16 protein-coding genes are annotated in these 16,142 nt (G+C 55.9%); 7 read left to right on the top strand and 9 right to left on the bottom strand.

The window, feature by feature from the left end; genetic code table 11:
- Positions 1-3 precede the first annotated feature (3 nt).
- The 3 genes from MKX42_RS22250 to MKX42_RS22240 are packed head-to-tail and all read left to right on the top strand — an operon-like array spanning position 4 to position 3,532.
- Positions 4-2,136 carry a hydantoinase/oxoprolinase family protein gene (locus tag MKX42_RS22250; RefSeq protein ID WP_340754677.1) on the top strand — a complete coding sequence of 711 codons (2,133 nt, stop codon included), beginning with the start codon at positions 4-6 and terminating at the stop codon, positions 2,134-2,136.
- Positions 2,137-2,171: 35 nt separating this feature from the next.
- Entirely contained in the window at positions 2,172-2,855 is a 684-nt protein-coding gene (locus tag MKX42_RS22245; RefSeq protein ID WP_340754675.1) for a hypothetical protein, read from the top strand.
- 17 nt (positions 2,856-2,872) lie between these two features.
- Entirely contained in the window at positions 2,873-3,532 is a 660-nt protein-coding gene (locus tag MKX42_RS22240; RefSeq protein WP_036725153.1) for a GntR family transcriptional regulator, read from the top strand.
- Positions 3,533-3,636: 104 nt separating this feature from the next.
- Here MKX42_RS22240 and MKX42_RS22235 read toward each other — a convergent pair whose 3' ends face one another.
- From MKX42_RS22235 to MKX42_RS22220, 4 genes are all read right to left on the bottom strand, one after another.
- Positions 3,637-4,785 carry a DUF2812 domain-containing protein gene (locus MKX42_RS22235; protein ID WP_340754673.1) on the bottom strand — a complete coding sequence of 383 codons (1,149 nt, stop codon included), beginning with the start codon at positions 4,783-4,785 and terminating at the stop codon, positions 3,637-3,639.
- Positions 4,782-5,075, bottom strand: a complete 294-nt coding sequence (locus MKX42_RS22230; RefSeq protein WP_340757765.1) for a PadR family transcriptional regulator — start codon at positions 5,073-5,075, stop codon at positions 4,782-4,784. The genes MKX42_RS22235 and MKX42_RS22230 overlap by 4 nt, the downstream gene beginning before the upstream one ends.
- 180 nt (positions 5,076-5,255) lie before the next feature.
- Positions 5,256-5,942, bottom strand: coding sequence for a DUF7002 family protein (locus tag MKX42_RS22225; protein ID WP_340754671.1), 687 nt, complete (start codon positions 5,940-5,942; stop codon positions 5,256-5,258).
- Positions 5,939-6,817 (bottom strand): YihY/virulence factor BrkB family protein, encoded by an 879-nt coding sequence (locus tag MKX42_RS22220; protein WP_340754669.1) that lies wholly within the window; start codon positions 6,815-6,817, stop codon positions 5,939-5,941. The genes MKX42_RS22225 and MKX42_RS22220 overlap by 4 nt, the downstream gene beginning before the upstream one ends.
- A 234-nt stretch (positions 6,818-7,051) precedes the next feature.
- Between MKX42_RS22220 and MKX42_RS22215 the strand changes: the two genes are divergently transcribed.
- Entirely contained in the window at positions 7,052-7,996 is a 945-nt protein-coding gene (locus tag MKX42_RS22215; protein ID WP_340754667.1) for a hypothetical protein, read from the top strand.
- A gap of 107 nt (positions 7,997-8,103) precedes the next feature.
- On the opposite strand, the gene MKX42_RS22210 is transcribed toward MKX42_RS22215, so the two are convergent.
- Positions 8,104-8,964 carry an SDR family NAD(P)-dependent oxidoreductase gene (locus MKX42_RS22210; protein WP_340754665.1) on the bottom strand — a complete coding sequence of 287 codons (861 nt, stop codon included), beginning with the start codon at positions 8,962-8,964 and terminating at the stop codon, positions 8,104-8,106.
- Positions 8,965-9,123: 159 nt separating this feature from the next.
- On the opposite strand from MKX42_RS22210, the gene MKX42_RS22205 reads away from it, so the two are divergent.
- Both MKX42_RS22205 and MKX42_RS22200 read left to right on the top strand, forming a co-directional pair.
- Complete coding sequence (locus MKX42_RS22205) at positions 9,124-9,576, top strand: MerR family transcriptional regulator (RefSeq protein WP_076078487.1); 453 nt, start codon at positions 9,124-9,126, stop codon at positions 9,574-9,576.
- A 155-nt stretch (positions 9,577-9,731) separates the two neighbouring features.
- Positions 9,732-10,643 (top strand): divergent polysaccharide deacetylase family protein, encoded by a 912-nt coding sequence (locus tag MKX42_RS22200; protein ID WP_340754664.1) that lies wholly within the window; start codon positions 9,732-9,734, stop codon positions 10,641-10,643.
- On the opposite strand, the gene MKX42_RS22195 is transcribed toward MKX42_RS22200, so the two are convergent.
- Positions 10,630-11,433 carry an N-acetylmuramoyl-L-alanine amidase family protein gene (locus MKX42_RS22195; RefSeq protein WP_340754663.1) on the bottom strand — a complete coding sequence of 268 codons (804 nt, stop codon included), beginning with the start codon at positions 11,431-11,433 and terminating at the stop codon, positions 10,630-10,632. The genes MKX42_RS22200 and MKX42_RS22195 overlap by 14 nt on opposite strands.
- A gap of 207 nt (positions 11,434-11,640) precedes the next feature.
- Here MKX42_RS22195 and MKX42_RS22190 point away from each other — a divergent pair, with 207 nt between their 5' ends.
- The gene (locus MKX42_RS22190) at positions 11,641-11,835 is read left to right on the top strand and encodes a YqzE family protein (protein WP_076078497.1); all 195 of its coding nucleotides are present in this window, start codon (positions 11,641-11,643) and stop codon (positions 11,833-11,835) included.
- A gap of 181 nt (positions 11,836-12,016) precedes the next feature.
- Here MKX42_RS22190 and MKX42_RS22185 read toward each other — a convergent pair whose 3' ends face one another.
- The 3 genes from MKX42_RS22185 to MKX42_RS22175 form a co-directional block, all read right to left on the bottom strand.
- Positions 12,017-13,093 carry a hypothetical protein gene (locus MKX42_RS22185; protein WP_340754661.1) on the bottom strand — a complete coding sequence of 359 codons (1,077 nt, stop codon included), beginning with the start codon at positions 13,091-13,093 and terminating at the stop codon, positions 12,017-12,019.
- A 151-nt stretch (positions 13,094-13,244) separates the two neighbouring features.
- Entirely contained in the window at positions 13,245-14,312 is a 1,068-nt protein-coding gene (locus MKX42_RS22180; protein WP_445669338.1) for a YqhG family protein, read from the bottom strand.
- Complete coding sequence (locus MKX42_RS22175; protein ID WP_340754658.1) at positions 14,312-16,057, bottom strand: DEAD/DEAH box helicase; 1,746 nt, start codon at positions 16,055-16,057, stop codon at positions 14,312-14,314. The genes MKX42_RS22180 and MKX42_RS22175 overlap by 1 nt, the downstream gene beginning before the upstream one ends.
- Positions 16,058-16,142 lie beyond the last annotated feature (85 nt).

Genomic DNA, 16,142 nt, shown 5'->3' with positions numbered 1-16,142 from the left:
CATATGAGTACAATGGTTAGAATGGGTATCGATGTGGGGGGAACCCATACCAAGGCAGTTGCGATTGATAATGCGACACATGAGATTATCGGGAAATCGTCCGTCAAGACGACGCATGATCATGCCACAGGCGTAGCCGCAGGTGTGGTGAAATGCTTCCAGAATTGCCTGGAGGAGAACAATATCCGTCCGGAGGATGTAGTGTTCGTGGCCCACAGTACGACGCAGGCAACGAATGCGCTGATCGAGGGCGATATTGCCCAGGTGGGCATCATTGGCCTGGCGAAGGGCGGTCTGGAGGGGTGGCTCGCCAAGCGGCAGACCAAGCTGCAGAATATCGATCTGGGCAATAGTAAGGAGATCAAGATCTACAACAGCTTCCTGAATGTTAAAAAAATGTCCGAAGCCTCCGTCGTGGCGGTCATCGACGAGTTGAAGCAGCAGGGGGCACAGGTGATAGTGCCTTCGATGGCTTTTGGCGTAGATAACGGACGGCCCGAAGAACTGGTCTATATCGAAGCGGAGAAAAAAGGGATGCCGACCACCATGGCCTCCGACATTACGAAATTATACGGGCTTACCCGGAGAACGCGGACGGCTGCGATCAATGCAAGCATTCTGCCGAAGATGCTGGATACCGCCAATTCCACTGAGAACTCTGTGCGCGGGGCCGGGGTCCATGTTCCGCTGATGATCATGAGAGGCGACGGCGGCGTCATGGAGATCAGTGAGATGAAGAAACGGCCTGTGCTGACGATGCTGTCGGGACCGGCGGCTTCGGTCATGGGCTCGCTGATGTACCTGAGAGCCTCGAACGGGGTATATTTCGAGGTCGGCGGCACGACTACCAATATCGGTGTGATCAAAAACGGCCGCCCGGCCATCGACTATTCCATCGTCGGCGGCCATCCGACCTATGTCAATTCACTGGATGTCCGGGTGCTCGGCGTGGCCGGCGGGTCCATGATCCGGGCGGACAAAAGCGGAGTGGTCGATGTCGGACCCAGATCGGCGCATATCGGCGGTCTGGATTACTCCGTATTCACCGACCCGGACAAGATCAAGGGAGCGCAGGTCGAATTCTTCTCACCAAAGCCGGGTGATCCTGCTGATTATGTGGCCATCCGGCTGGAGAACGGGGAACGGGTGACGATCACGAACTCCTGCGCAGCGAATGTGCTGGGACTGGTGAAGCCGGAGCATTTCTCCTACGGGAATGTGGAAGCGGCCCGAAGAGCGATGCAGGCGCTGGCGGATTACTGCGGAACAACGGTAGAGGATATTGCCAAGCAGATTATGGAGAAGGCCTATGCCAAGATCGAGCCGATCATCCTGGCGCTGGCTGAGAAATACAAGCTGGAGAAGGATCAGATCTCCCTCGTCGGCGTGGGCGGCGGAGCGGCTTCGCTGATTGTCTATTTTTCGGAGAAAATGGGGTTGAAATACAGCATCCCCGAGAATGCAGAGGTTATCTCTTCGATAGGTGTCGCCCTGTCGATGGTCCGGGATGTGGTGGAGCGGATTATTCCGTCCCCGTCCAAGGAAGTGATTGCCGCCCTGAAGATGGAAGCCTTGAACAAGGCCATCCAGAGCGGGGCTACACCGGAGAGCATCGAGATTCATATCGATATTGATCCACAGACCTCCAAGGTGACAGCTATCGCTACCGGTTCTACTGAAGTTAAGACGACCGAGCTGCTGAAGGAATGCGATGAGGCCGAGCTGCGGGAGCTGGCTGCCCAGGATATGCGTATCCCGCTTGAACGGACCAAGCTGCTGGAGAAGACCCGGTATGTCAGTATTTTCGGCGAAAAGATGGATAAAGCCGGTGAAGCCGGGGCAGTCCGCATCCTGGACACTAAGGGCTTCATCAAAGTGCAGAGAGGCCGGGCTATGGCGCTTAAGACCACTGCGGGTGACTACCTGAGTGCTGTTAAGCAGCTGTGGGAGGTAATGGCTGTGTATCAGACGGAGCTGATTGCAAGGCCTGACTTTTACCTGTGTATCGGTGCCCGTGTGATGGACTTTACCGCATCAGACTTCGAACAGCTGGAGCTGCTGATGGACATCGAGGTATCCACGTTCGAGCCGGACACGGAGGTTATTGTGGTGGCGGCGAATATCAAGCAGAGCTAAGAGCCGCGCGGAAGAGCGTGTAGACAGGAGGACGTATGCAAGTACAGACGAAGCTGGGAGAGCTGCTGTATCCATTACTGGAGGTTGACCATGAAGCTTGGGGAATGTATGCCTTCTCGAGAGATATTCTGAACCGGCGTATTTCGCCGGAGACGAAGCGGGAAATGCTGAAGCAGGCCAGAGCTTGCGGCATAGAATATGCACAGCGGATGATACTTGAATATGGGACCCGTGATGTCAGGGTGCTTGCTGAACGTATGAACCTGAAGCTGGAATTCAAGGATGCGCTCATGACCGGCAAGCGTGTGCTGTTCGCCTCCTACACCCCTCCGGACCGGATCGAAATCATGGAGGAACCCTTGCGCAGAGCGGCTGAGCAGGTGCGGGAGGCGGGGCCTGGTCTAGTTGAACTTTTTCGGCAAGCTGGTATAATGAATACTATCCTTGGCCACGAAATTTATCATTTTGTAGAAGACCGGTTTGCACAGGACATATACACCCGGACCGAGCGCATTCTGCTATGGAAGCTGCTGGGCCTGAAGAATTATTCTACAATACGCACCTTAAGTGAAGTTGGAGCCATGGCTTTTACACAAGAGCTGAACAGACTGCGATACTCGCCGTTTATTCTGGATGTTCTGTTGTATTACAGCTACGATTCAGCCAGTGCGGAGACAATAACCCGTGATGTACTAGGAGTGAGTTCAGGGAAGGTGTAGGGAAGCCGTTGAAGATTATGAATAACAGTAATTCACTGAATGATGTAACTTACAATAGAATAAAAGAAGACATCATGAATATGACGCTCGAGCCGGGAATGGATGTCAGTGTGCAGAAGCTGTCTGAACGCTATGGCGTCAGCCGTACTCCGGTACGGGAAGCAGTGGTCCGCCTTCAACAGTCAGGACTGGTGGAAATATATCCTCAGCGCAAAACCGTAGTCTCCAAGATCGATCTGCAACGGGTCCGTGAGGAGTGGTTCATCCGCACCTCGCTTGAATCTGCGGTGATCGATGAGTTCATCCGCAAGTGCAGCGAGCTGGTAGCAGATACGATGCAGGAACTGATTAATAAGCAGAAGAAATATATGGACAAGAAATACTTCAGAGAATTCTATATTAAGGACAACCGGTTCCATCAGCTGATCTTCCAGACGGCCGGGGAGGAATTGTCCTGGTTTACCATCGAAGAGGTAGCATCCCATTACAATCGTATCCGTCTGCTCTATGGGAAGATGGAGGGGGTGCAGCCGTCCGATATCGATAAGCATGTGAAGATGGTGGCGGCTACCCGCAAGCGGGATGTGGAAGGGATGCGCAAGGTCGTGATGGAGCATTCCAATACACTGCTGGACCGGGTCCAGAGCATGTCGGGGCAGTACCCGCAATTCTTCTGATCATACACGCTGTAAAGATTCAAGGCGTATACCGAAAGCCACTCTCTATGGAGGAGGACTTCCGGTATACGCCTTTTGTTGTGATATAAGAAATGATATAGCTCCTATTCCTGCTTGAGCCGCCGGTAATATAGCCAGGTTCTGCCCGCGAACGAGCCGAAGAGCAGAATGGAAAGGAACATAATTGAAGTGTTCCACGCCTGGAAAGCGGTGATTCCACCCCGTAGCATGCCATCAATGAAGGCCGACAGATTAAAGCTGTAGAGCAGGATCATGGGCAGGAACAGCAGGGTATAGCTGATGGCGACTTTACGTGCCTGCTTCAGGCGGTGGACCGGATCACTATAGATTTCCTGCTGCTCCGCAGCGTTCTGCTCCTCCCGGCTCCAGAGGGTCCATTTCTGCAGAGAGAAGGGAGAGCTGTAGAGCCTCGTCCAGCCAGCCTCCTGATGCAGCTCGAAATATCCTTCATCGGCAATGACCTGATAGTCGGCGTGATAGGTCATGCGGCGCGGACGGCCCTTACTGAAATGGAACCGCGTTCCCCCGAAGCCTACTTTATAGAGATTCCATCCCTGCTTCTCTTTGTCTTCCAGCCATTGCTCCAGCCGGTCAGGGGCGTACATCCAGCCTAACTTCATCCGAGCCATCGTAGTGCCGGCAGGCTTCTGTGGTCCGGGAGCCTTCTTCAAGTCCTGATGGTTTGGCAGAAATACCTTACTGGCAGCCTGGAGCTTCACTATAGAGTAGATTGCAAGAACAAGCAGGGCCAGGGCTCCCGCTGCTGCAACCCAGGTGACAGCCCACATCGGACTTGGCTGAATACGCACTGGAGTATCCTGATTGAAGGTGAGCCCCAGTACAAGCAATGGAATAAGTGCAATGAGCAGCAAATACACCAGGATTCCCATGAAAAGATAGGAGATGATGCGGTTTCGCTTCAGGACATCCTTACGTGAAGGATAGGCGCTAATCTGTAACGGTGACCTATCATTCTCGTACAGGCTCCACTTTCCTTGCTGCAGCGGCTTGCTCCATCCCTCTGCGGCAAGATAAGGAGACATGGATGAATGCTTGGCTGAATGATAAGCCAGCTGATAAGTTAGCCGGATGGGCTCAGCCTCCCGGAAGGTAAAGCGCCGCAGCAGTAAGCTCCATTCCTCCAGACGCCATCCCTTGCCGGCCATATCGGCCAACCAGGCTTCTGTCCCCGGGAGATCATAGCTCCAAAAGGGCCGAAATACAGTTCTCATTGAAATTCCTCCTCACTGGTGACGGCGTTGCGGTGAAGTTCCTTTAATCTGCCGATTTCAGCGCGCATGACTTCCTTCCCCAGCTCAGACACCTCATACACCGTCTTTCTCTCTTCATCGGCAAATACGGTAATCAGTCCATCCTTATTCATCTTGGTCAAGGTTCCATACACTGTACCGGAGCCCAGCCGGAGCCGTCCTTCCGACAACTCATCCACATGCTTAATAATTCCATATCCGTGGCGCGGCTTGGTTAAGGCCAACAGAATATAGAACGCCGTCTCGGTCATGGGCACGTACTTTTTTAGAACCTTTTGCGCTGCGGACACCGTGTTCACCTGCTTCGTCAATTCGTTGTGCCATGTCACGGCAAAAAGAAAATATGTCATGATGTGACTATGTCATAGTGTGACTATATCACGATGCGACATATAATTCAACCTCTGTGAGGAAGCTAAGGGGCAGCGGCACTAGCTTGGCGAAAGAATCAGAGGCTGGCACAATGGCTGCCAGAGCTCAGGCACAAGCTGCGGCTGTGAACAGTAGACCGTCTGTACATACTGGCTGATGGGGGCCAGCTTGCTCTCAACCAGCACCTCTTTAATCTCCGAAGGCTTGACGGGGATAGCTTGTCCGGTGGAGGACATGAATTCGGCTAGGGGGAGCAGCATAGCGCAGCTCTTGCGGTATGACATGCGGTGCGGGAACCTGGGGGAGCTGCCGGAATCGTATTTGGACAGCCTGACGCGGGCGTAGTGACCCGCCAGGACGCTGCGGGCATCGAGCTTCAGCACAGCGAAGACCTCACCCGGCTCTCTGCGCGAATACATCGCAGCCATTGCGAGGCAGTCGCGCCAGGTCGGCCACAGGAACACATGGCAGTCCAGGCAGCGGCGGAACTCTTCCGCCGTTGTCCCAGGAGCCATTGCCTCAGGCGTAATGCGCAGATGGGCATTCAGAGTCGCGGCTTGCCCGGCGTAGCTTACCCGGTGCGCCGCACTCCGCCGCACTCCGGCTGCATGAGCGGGGCTCAGCACCGCAGAGGAATAAATGGCGTCAAGGGCAGCCATGGCGGGCAGATTCACTGCCCGGGTGAAATGATAGAAGGCGGTGCGGAGCGGGCTTTTGGTGATGGCATCAATCAGGGAGGGGTTCATGGGAGCTTCTGTCCTTTGAAGGAGCTGAAGGGCATACTCTTCACCTTGCGGTTCAGCAGCACGGCATTGATCTCGCCTCCGGCCAGGATGATAAAAGAGCTGATGTACAGCCAGATTAGCAGCACTGTTACGCCCCCGAGACTGCCGTAGGTTTTGGAGAAATCACTGAATTGATTGACGTATACCGAGAACAGAATCGAGGTCGTAATCCAGCCGATGGTGGTGAACAACGCCCCAGGCATAACCTCCCGCAGCGCCAGTCTGCGGCTGGGAGCAATCCAGTACAGCAGGGTGAAGACGATGAACATCACAAGCAGCGGAATCGCGTATTGCAGCAGATCCCAGAGCTTTTGGAACCCATAGGGAAGGTCAACCAGCAGGAAGACTTGCGTCTTGAGCCAGCTGCCAAGGACCAATAGCAGAATGCTGAGCAGTACGACGAACCCGATCGTCAAGGTTGCGAGCAGGGCGATCCCCCGGATTTTCCAGAACACTCTGCTCTCGTCAATCTCGTAGGCACGGTTCAGCCCCTTGATGATGGCATTGATTCCTTTGGAGGCGGCCCACAGGGTAGCCAGCATCCCGAAGGATAACAGTGTCTGGCTGCGTCCGGCGGATACATCCTGCAGAATCTCTTCTATGATAGAGATGGCTTCGGCGGGCATGATCTGCTCCAGCTGCTCTATATTTTTCTCCAGGGAGATATTCGCATACCCGATTAGGGTCATGATGAAGATGAGAAAAGGAAACAGGGACAGGATTAAATAATAGGTCAGCTGCGCAGCGATGCCCTGGACATCATCGTCGTTGATTTTCACCCATAGCTGCTTGATGAACTTGAAAGTGCCGCTTCTACTGCCGGAAGTGCTGTTCATAGGACCCTCCTTCATGAATTCCCGCATAGCCTAACCTGTTAGCCAAATCGTTCCATATATATGTATACCCGTTAAAGTAACCTTTAGTCCGTCGAGGTAGTTTTTATTGTATCATACCGGGATTAGTTGGATTTTGGGCAGTGAAAATTCAAGCAGGGAATTTACTTGTATTATACTGGAAAACTCTTAGAATAGTAGGAAAGATAACAATATAGGAATATAAGGAGAGTGTATATGAAGCTGCTGCTGGAGGAGTATGAGGGAATCAGGCGCTGGATGTACCGCAATGCCCGTCCGCTGGACCTGGCGCGATGGAGATTTCACTTTGAGGGCGGCGGGTCTGCGCCGGTACTGGAAGCGCTGTCCGCCTATCAGAATGAGGATGGGGGCTTCGGCCATGCCCTGGAAGCGGACGCGTGGAATCCGAATTCCACGCCCATCCAGACCGCTACGGCGGTAGAGAGGCTGCTGGAGCTGGAATTTGCAGATAACGGGCATCCGCTGGTGCAGGGAATTCTGAAATACCTGGACAGCGGTGTGGATATGGATGGCCGCACATGGAAGAATGTCGTAGCTTCCAATAACGATTATCCTCATGCCCCCTGGTGGCATACAAGCTCGGACAGTACTTCCCACAGTATGTATAACCCGACAGCTATTCTGGCCGGATTCATTCTGAAGGCTGCTCCCAAGGATAGCGGGCTGTATGCCACCGGACTAAGGATTGCCCGTGAGCTGACGGAGCTTTTCCTGCATGACCCTGTGATTGAGATGCATCCGTTGAAATGCGTGGCCACCCTGCTGGAATGTATCGCTTGGGCAGAATTGCAGGAGGAGTTCCCTTACGCTGCACTAAGAGAAGCGCTCAAGGTGCAGAGTGTGCAGTTAATCAGCCGGGATGCGGGTGGATGGAACGGGTATAGCTGCAGGCCGTCTGTGTTCATCCATTCGCCGCATAGCCCTGAATATGCAGAGCTTGGCGGGCTGCTGCATCAGGAGCTGGATTATCTGCTGGAGACCCGGAACTCCGAAGGAATCTGGGACCTGACCTGGGGCTGGGCGGGGTATGAACGGGAATTTGCCGTCAGTGAGAACTGGTGGAAGGCGCATATTGTCATTGAGAACCTGCGGCTGCTGCGGGCTTTCGGGCGGATGGCGGAGCTGCCACAGGAACAATAGTTTACAGTTACAAAATAATGCAGCGCATGTAAGCCACAGCTCTCCGGATGGAGGGGCTGTGGCTTGATTTCGTGCCGGATACCCGCAATGGCTGCAGGCAGAGGCCGTTACTGTGCGCTGTCCGTCTGAACGAATTCCCGCTCATATATGGAGTGCACGTTCTTCAGAATGGTGCTGCCGTGCTCAGAGAATTTCAGCGGGGTGACCCGGTTCTTGTGCAGGAACACCCCGGACCTGCCGCTGTGTTCGCCGAGGGCCGCCTGATACAGCAAGCCTGCGCCGTGGGCTGGCGCCGGGAAAAACATGCGCGTAATCGGCCGCAGCCAGAAGGGGATGCCTGATTTTTTGCCGCTGCGAAGGGTGTTATTGCCTCCGGGATCCGCGCTGCGGATAAGGATGCCTTCTGCTGCAAGCTCAGAGGCCACCGCCTCCGTCCACAAGGACATGGCCCGCTTGGTGTCGGCATACGGGCCAGTCAGCATCTGAAATTTCGCCGGGCGCTCCAGCGAAGCCGGGTCGAAGCTGCGCTTCATCATAAAAGCGTTGGAGGACGTATTCACGACTGTGTGAAGTGTACCTTTCAGCAGGAGCGGCTTCAGCTCCATCGTAATGATATACGGGACCACCGTCTGCAGCTCATAATGCAGCTCGCGTCCTTGCTTGGACAAGAATAACTCGGGAAAGCTGCCCCCGGCATTGTTGAACAGGAGGTCAATATACGCTTCGTGGCGGTTAATGTCCTGCAATGCACTCCGCAATTGGCCAAAATCGCTTAAATCCGCCTTATAAATTCGCAGCTGTCTGCTGCTGAGCGCCTGCCCGATAAGCGGATCATCTTCAGCAAAAGCAGAGCGGATCAGCGAAATAACCTCCCAGCCTTCGTTCAGAAGTCTATGGGTCAGGGCCAGCCCGATGCCGTGATTGGCTCCGGTAATCAGCGCGGTGCGCGGGGGATGTGATCGTCTCATATTGGTTACTCCTTTACATGGAAAGTGGTGAATGGTGCTCATTGTATAACTTGGAGCCAAGTCCAAGTCAAGCGATAAAATGTGTCATTGACTTGGAGCCAGCTCCAAGTTATATAATAGAACGAAGGCACCATTAGACCAGTGAAACGGAGTGATTCTATGAGTCTGGCGGAAGCAGATCTCCAGCAGGGATATTCGATTAAGGAAACGGCGGAGCGGACGGGTATGTCTGAGGATACGATAAGGTATTATGAGAAGATTGGGCTGCTGCCCCGGGCGAAGCGCAAAGGGAACAGCCACCGCATCTATAGCGATTCGGACCTGAACCGGATGTTGCTGGTGACATGCCTCAAAAAAACAGGAATGTCGCTGGACGACATGCGGCCCTATCTGGATTTGTCTCTGGATGCAGACCTGTCTCAGTATCCTGAGCTCCACGTGATGATTCTGAATCACCGGCAGAAGATTATCGAGCAGATCGCATCGCTGCAGCAGATTGTTGATTTCATTGACGTCAAAATAGAGCAGGGAAATCTGGGCCCGCAGACCTGCGAGCTGACCGGAGACCGTAAGCAGATGCCAAGAGGACGTAAAGCCAAAGCTAAAGAGTGAGGGTTAATGCGAAGCGGAGGGATTAAATGCTGACAGGCCGCCCGTGCCGTATCCGCATCCCATTGTTAATAATTGCGTAAGCGCTCCGTACATATTTACCCTTCGTGAACCAAACAATGAGTACAATTGTTCAATCACGAAGGAGGTGTTCCAGTATGAATACAAGCAACCACAGAGCAAAGCGTGTCCTTCTATATTCCTTGGCCGCAGCTGTGATTATGTCAGCGGCGCTAATCCCGTCAGCCCCGCTTGCCGTGTCTGCTGCACAGGCAGACACGGCACTTTCAACACCCGCACCTGCGGATAGCAGAGGGAGCAGCGTATCGGGCAACCGGACAGCCGGGAATCAGCAGCAACCATCGCTCAGCCGTGTGGCGGTCATTATCGATGATTTCGGCAACAGCATGCGCGGGACAGAGGAAATGTTCAAGCTGCCCGTCAAAATCACCGTCGCGGTCATGCCATTCCTGCGCTCCAGTGAGCAGGATGCCCGGCGCGCCCATGAGCTGGGCTTCGATGTGCTGGTCCATCTGCCGATGGAGCCGCGCCAGGGCAAGCCGGAATGGCTGGGGCCGGGGGCCGTGCTGACCAGCATGAATGACGCCGAGGTCCGGGGGCGGGTGGAGGCAGCGCTCGATAATGTCCCTTATGCGATTGGAATCAACAATCACATGGGCTCCAAGGTGACCGGAGATGAACGGGTCATGGGTATTGTGCTGGAGGTCTGCAAGGAGCGCGGTCTATTCTTCGTAGACAGCCATACCAATTACCGTTCAGTCGCGGGACGGATGGCCCGGGAGCTGGGAATGCCGCCGGTGGAGAATCATATTTTCCTGGATGATGTGCATTCGGCAAGTCATGTGGCGAAGCAGATGAAGCTGGTGCAGGAGCGGGCCTTGAGTCAGAAGTTCTGCGTCACCATCGGTCATGTCGGCATCCAGGGCAAAGAGACCGCCGCGGGCATCCGCAGCGGCATTGCCGGAATGAAGGACAAGGTGCAATTCGTCGGCATCTCCGATCTGGTCCGTGAGGAATGGAAGTGGAATTCCCGGCTTACACTTCCATAAGGTAGGCAGCGATCCCGTTCGCAATGGCTTCGGCGATCTCTTCCTGGCCCTTCGGTGTACAGAGCTTCTCCCGGTCAGCCGGACTGCTGACAAATCCCGCCTCAACGATCACCGTTGTGGCGGTTATTTTGTTGAGCAGGTAGAAGGGCTTGCCCCGGACAGGATCATTCTTCATTCCGTAGAGCTGGTTGAGCTGATCCTGAATGGTCCGGGCCAGCAGGAAGCTGCGCCCTTCCTGGCGGTACAGGACGAGCGGACCATGCTTGGACGGGGATTTCGCCCAGTTAATGTGGATGCTGACCACGACATTGGCCGGAAGCGTCTCTGCCAGTTCCTTGCGCTGGGCCAGATCGCGTAAATGCCGGGATCTGTTCCTCAGCCACAGATTCTCATCGCTGGGCGCATAATCGCCAGTCCGGTTCAGAATCGTATCGAAGCCATCTGCACGCAGCAGGAGAAAGAGGCGGCGTGAGATGGCGAGGGTGATGTCTTTCTCCAGAATGCTGCCGTAGGAGGTTCCGCCGTCAATCCCCCCATGGCCGGCATCAATCAGAATGATCCGCTGGTCATGGCCGAGCATATGCTGGCGCTGTCCGGGCTGCTCTGCCTGCGGATTAGTGCGGGGGGCAGCCGCGTGAATCACTGCGGTGTCTCCTGCCGTTAACATGAGCAGAACGCTTGCTGCGGCTATGATCCGCTTAAGCCGCCGCCCGGATCTCAGCTCAGGCTGCTCTTTTGAATGATGGGAATGTGTAGCCGTATGGGGCTCTAATGCTTCTGACTGTCTCAAGTGAATAACCTCCCTGCCGGAATAATCAACAGCTACTTGTACTTAATGACGGTTTATACAGGTGTAGTCTTGTTAGATTGTGCCTTAACGGCCTAACCTATACGAAGCTTCGGATTCCGGTTTAGAGATCGGAGGATTTGAGCACACTATAGGCATAAGGTCAAGGGGCGGGAGCCCGCCCCGGCACTCACCTGGGAGGTGTATGAGATGGCATCCGGCGGAGATGATCTGGTGAAGTATATTACGGAAAAGGTAGTCGTCTACATTGAGAACCCTCGCGCTGTCCATGCTAGGCGAAAGGCAGAGAAGCAGCCGTGGGCGGAAAAATGGTTCGGCACGCTGCCGCTCGCCTGGTCCGTGTGGCGCAGCAAATGGAGCCGGGGAGGGGAGCGTAAGGAGTAGCGCTTCAGCAGTGAGCGGGCGTTGAGAGGAATTCAGGTGTATAAATGCACCTGAATCTGGAGAAAGCGGACGCTGAGTAGAATTTAGGTGTATAAGCAAACAGCCTTCCCAAGTGGCGTCGTGCAGGCGGCACCCGGGAAGGCTGTTTCAGTATGGAGCAGGAATTCTGGCCAGTGCCAGTCTACCGGCTTGAGCCGGGCAGAACAGCCGAGCCCAGCGTGGCTCCCCCGGGCAGCTGCACCGGCAGCTTGTGGAAGGTGCCTGCCTTCTGAAGGGCGCTAAGCGGGAGATAGCGGATGCCACCGGGACCGGCGGCGGCATAGACTACGGCGGCTTCAGTGCTGCCTTGGTCCCGGGAAGCGCCTGGCTTCAGCCAGCTCTGACTGCCTGTAATCATGAATGGCGCGCCCAGGGTATCGTTGTGCCCCGGGGACTGGAAGGCGAGACTGCCCCGCTCCTGAAGCAGAGCGCTCAGGCTTGCTCCGTTCAACGTCTTCAGCCCGGGTGCGGTCAGCCACAGCAGATCGGCATACGGGTCATCCTCTCCGCCGCTCCGCAGAGCGGGCTGGGGAGTGCGCGCCTGGCCCGGGCCGGAGGACAGCATGGCTGAGGCTTCCGGTGCAGCATTAAGAATATGCTCAGCCTGGCTCTGACTCCAGGGCAGCGTCTCCAGAACGGTAGCATTCAGATACAACGTTCTGTTCTCCGTAGTGATTTTCCAGACAGGCAGCATTGGAGCATAGAGCGCCGTAACCCCGATGGCACCTGAAGAATTAGAGGGTATCAGTCCTTGCTGCACCAGATACTGGCGCAGTTCAGTCATACTGTAAGGGAGACCATCGGTTCCGGCTCCGTATTCGCTAAGCAGATAGCCGCCCTGATCCGCAGCGGAGATAATGAGATAGCCGATCCGTTGACCGCTGTGCATCACATTGACCAGCCAGCTGCGCGTTCCCGGACCAAGAGGGTAGACCTCCGTGCCGGCATCCTTCCATTCCTTAAACGGAGCATCCGCCGAGAGCTGGCTAATCGTCTGGCGGGTGAAGGCCTGCAGCGTTTCCGGCGCTGGAATCGGCTTCATCTCCAGTCCCGGAAGAACCTCCTGCGTGACGGCCTGCGTCACGCTCAGTCGGCTGGCTTTTGACGCTAGCGCCTGGGGAGAGGAGGCGCTGGCAGCCAACAGAGTCAGGCCAAGAATCAGACAGAGGAGCAGGCGGCCACGCCGCCGGAAGCCCTTCTGCCTCGCAGTGATATTCATAGGTTCAGTCACCTTTCCTGTATAGAGGGGATTTACGCTTCTTACTGTTCATTGTAGGGGACAAGCCTTGAAAAGGCTGTTGCTTGCTGTCGCGCCAGGCGGCGGGAGTTTCGCTGTTTTTTTGCCTGCTTTTAGCGGACCAGGTCGCATTCTATGTGCTGCGCAGATGAAACAATCCGTATGTTACGGCAGAAACTGCAATCTGCGGCTCATATTGCCACGAGGTCTCCTGGCGGCGGCGGTTGTACTGCTCCAGGATGGCGAGGCGCTTCTCTTCTTCCGGTTCTTTCAGCAGCTCCGCGTAGTAGATGTCCACGATGCTAAGCTCCAGCTCCAATCGTTCGCGCGCTTCTTCCGCCCAGGTGTAATCCAGCAGCGCCAGCTTCGAGGTCAGATATCCCTCTAGCCGGTCGGCCCCGTCCGTAATCCCCAGCTCGAACGGCTGGACATGAATGTTCTCCGGCAGCCGGGGCGTCAGCTCCTTGCCGGCCAGCCGGGCCTCGAAGTCCGGGACGATCAGCCCGGAGGTTAACGACACCGCGATGAAATGCAGCTCCTCCCGCTTCAGGTCACAGGTCATCTCGACCTTGTAGCAGACCGCCAGCCATGGCTCGTAGGCGGCCGAGAACAGCGTGGTCCGCTGTCTGAGGCCAGGGTCCTCGAACAGCTGGAGGCACCGGCCTTCGTCCCGTGCCGCCGACCAGATCTGCCGCAGGCGCTTGCTGCCGTAGGTCACATCCTCGCGGCGGATCATGCCCGGTCCGAGGCGCGGCAGCGCCGGAACGATGCCGAAGTACCGCGCGAGGATGCTGTCCTCCGGCGCAGCAGAGACCCCGGGCGGCAGCGCAGATCCCGGTGCCTGCGCTGCGCCGAGCGGCTCCGCAGCAGCTTCGGCATCCGCCGCCCCGGCCAGACCCGGCGGCGCTCCCGCCCCTGCCGGGCGGCTGGCCCCGCCGCGCGGGCGGGCCGCAGGCGCCGCAGCCTGCGCGGCCAGTTCATCGTACTTCTGCGGGTCGAAGACGAAGCTGAAGCTCAGGGTCTCGGGATCTACGCCGGTGCGCTCCACGAAGCCCCAATAATAAGGGCGGTCCGTCAGCATCCGGTCCGCGCGCGGGGAGAGCTTCACCGTCACATGCAGCGGAGAGGATTCGAGAATGGTGCATTCGGTTGCTTCCAGATAATCCATGACCTGCTTGCGTACTTCCACGGGCGAGAGCATCAAGGAGCCACCTCGCTTTCATCCAGATCAGCATGGGTCAGCTCGCTGAGGGTATCGCCAATATCATCGAGACTGCTGCGTAGCTCCTCATCCGTGCGGGCTTCAAGGACGATTTTGTACAGGCTTTTCTCCAGCGACTCTTTCTTCTCGAAGCGTTCCAGAATGACATCCAGCCCGCCGATGACCATTTCGAACATGTTGATTTTCTCATGCAGCAGGTGGAGGATATGCTCTTCAATGGTCCCTTCGGTGGAGAGGTTATAGATGACCACATCATTCTCCTGACCCAGCCGGTGGACCCGGCCGATCCGCTGCTCGACCCGCATCGGGTTCCAGGGCAGATCGAAATTGATCATATGGTGGCAGAACTGCAGGTTGATCCCCTCGCCGCCGGCTTCGGTGGCAATCATCACCTGGGCGCGTCCGCGGAAGAGGTCCATCATCCAGTCCTTTTTGCCGCGGTTCATCCCGCCCGAATACGTCACACATTGCAGTCCATGCTCGCGGAAATACTGAAGCAGATACTCCTGCGTGGCCCGGTATTCGGTGAAGACGATCACCTTCTCGTTCATTTGCTGAATTAACTCCATCGTCTTCTCTGCCTTGGTATTCGTCTTGACTGTACGGATCGTCTGGAGCAACCCCATCATCCGCTCGCGCTTCGGCGAATCGGCCGGCAGCTTCTTGATCAGATTCACGAGCGTGACGAACACCGCATCCCGGCTGCTGCACACCTCACGCTGAAGGGTGACCAGGGAGAGCATACTGCTGAGATTGCCGCCCGCCTCCTGATACTGTTCTTTGACAAAAGCGGTCACGCCGTCATACAGCGCCTTCTCCTCTGCGGAGAGGGTTAGGGGGATATTGCGCACCTTGCGCTTGGTGAAATTCACCGGGCCTTCGCCCCGGCGGTTGCGGATCATAACCTTGGACAGCTCGCCCCGAAGCTTACCCTCGTTCTTGGGCTGGCGCTTATCCACCACGAAATTGGTAGCAAAATCGCCCTGATTCCCCAGCTGGCCCGGCTTCAGCAGCGTGATCAGATTGAACAGCTCGCCGAGATCGTTCTGCACGGGGGTGGCGGTGAGCAGCAGGCAGTACTTTTTGCGGAGCTGCTGGACGAACAGATAATTCGTCGATTTCTTATTCTTCAGCTTATGGGCTTCGTCGATAATCAGCATGTCGTACTCCTGGCTCAGCAGCATTTCCTTATGCGGGTCACGCTTGGCCGTATCCATCGAGGCGACGACAATGTCATTGCCCCAGGAATAGGCTTTCTTTTGTGCTACGGCAGAGATTCCGAACTTCGTATTCAGCTCCCGCACCCATTGCAGGACAAGCGAGGCCGGCACCAGAATCAGAACCTTGCCCACCAGCCCGCGCACCAGATACTCCTTCAGCACCAGCCCGGCTTCGATGGTCTTGCCAAGTCCGACTTCATCGGCCAGAATCGCCCGTCCCGACATCTCGAACAGCACCTTGTGTGCCGTATCCAGCTGATGGGGAAGCGGAGACAGCCCGGACAGATGCTTCATACACTGCAGCTCATCGAAGCTGGTAACGAGGCCCGACTGCTCTCCCTGCACGGCAAGGCGGGATAAGCGCCAGTCGCCCCACGGCCCCCCTTTATCCAGTCTAGATTCCAGATCATGCAGCCAGTTGCGCTCAAAAGATAAAGGAACAGGCAGCAGCGGCGCAGAAGTTACCTTCTCTTGGGGCAAGGAATTGCGGAATAATTGCGTCATGTTGCAGCCTCCTCCGTCGCAGTTTTCATATCGAAATGCGTAGCAGTAGTATGCTCGTTTCAGAGAGATTTCATAACCAGAGGGG

Origin of the sequence: Paenibacillus sp. FSL R7-0204, from assembly GCF_038002225.1 — a bacterium.
Taxonomy (GTDB): domain Bacteria; phylum Bacillota; class Bacilli; order Paenibacillales; family Paenibacillaceae; genus Paenibacillus_AQ.
The sequence above is the reverse complement of the archived record's forward strand: the minus strand, read 5'-3'. Positions and strand labels throughout refer to the sequence as shown.

Excerpts from the sequence above, each read along its gene's own strand:
- MKX42_RS22180 (WP_445669338.1), bottom strand. The coding sequence starts at position 14,312 with ATGCTCTCGCCCGTGGAAGTACGCAAGCAGGTCATGGATTATCTGGAA.
- MKX42_RS22235 (WP_340754673.1), bottom strand. The coding sequence starts at position 4,785 with ATGAGAACTGTATTTCGGCCCTTTTGGAGCTATGATCTCCCGGGGACA.
- MKX42_RS22225 (WP_340754671.1), bottom strand. The coding sequence starts at position 5,942 with ATGAACCCCTCCCTGATTGATGCCATCACCAAAAGCCCGCTCCGCACC.
- MKX42_RS22215 (WP_340754667.1), top strand. The coding sequence starts at position 7,052 with ATGAAGCTGCTGCTGGAGGAGTATGAGGGAATCAGGCGCTGGATGTAC.
- MKX42_RS22245 (WP_340754675.1), top strand. The coding sequence starts at position 2,172 with ATGCAAGTACAGACGAAGCTGGGAGAGCTGCTGTATCCATTACTGGAG.
- MKX42_RS22205 (WP_076078487.1), top strand. The coding sequence starts at position 9,124 with ATGAGTCTGGCGGAAGCAGATCTCCAGCAGGGATATTCGATTAAGGAA.
- MKX42_RS22190 (WP_076078497.1), top strand. The coding sequence starts at position 11,641 with ATGGCATCCGGCGGAGATGATCTGGTGAAGTATATTACGGAAAAGGTA.
- MKX42_RS22220 (WP_340754669.1), bottom strand. The coding sequence starts at position 6,817 with ATGAACAGCACTTCCGGCAGTAGAAGCGGCACTTTCAAGTTCATCAAG.
- MKX42_RS22175 (WP_340754658.1), bottom strand. The coding sequence starts at position 16,057 with ATGACGCAATTATTCCGCAATTCCTTGCCCCAAGAGAAGGTAACTTCT.
- MKX42_RS22185 (WP_340754661.1), bottom strand. The coding sequence starts at position 13,093 with ATGAATATCACTGCGAGGCAGAAGGGCTTCCGGCGGCGTGGCCGCCTG.
- MKX42_RS22200 (WP_340754664.1), top strand. The coding sequence starts at position 9,732 with ATGAATACAAGCAACCACAGAGCAAAGCGTGTCCTTCTATATTCCTTG.
- MKX42_RS22240 (WP_036725153.1), top strand. The coding sequence starts at position 2,873 with ATGAATAACAGTAATTCACTGAATGATGTAACTTACAATAGAATAAAA.
- MKX42_RS22250 (WP_340754677.1), top strand. The coding sequence starts at position 4 with ATGAGTACAATGGTTAGAATGGGTATCGATGTGGGGGGAACCCATACC.
- MKX42_RS22230 (WP_340757765.1), bottom strand. The coding sequence starts at position 5,075 with ATGACCGAGACGGCGTTCTATATTCTGTTGGCCTTAACCAAGCCGCGC.
- MKX42_RS22210 (WP_340754665.1), bottom strand. The coding sequence starts at position 8,964 with ATGAGACGATCACATCCCCCGCGCACCGCGCTGATTACCGGAGCCAAT.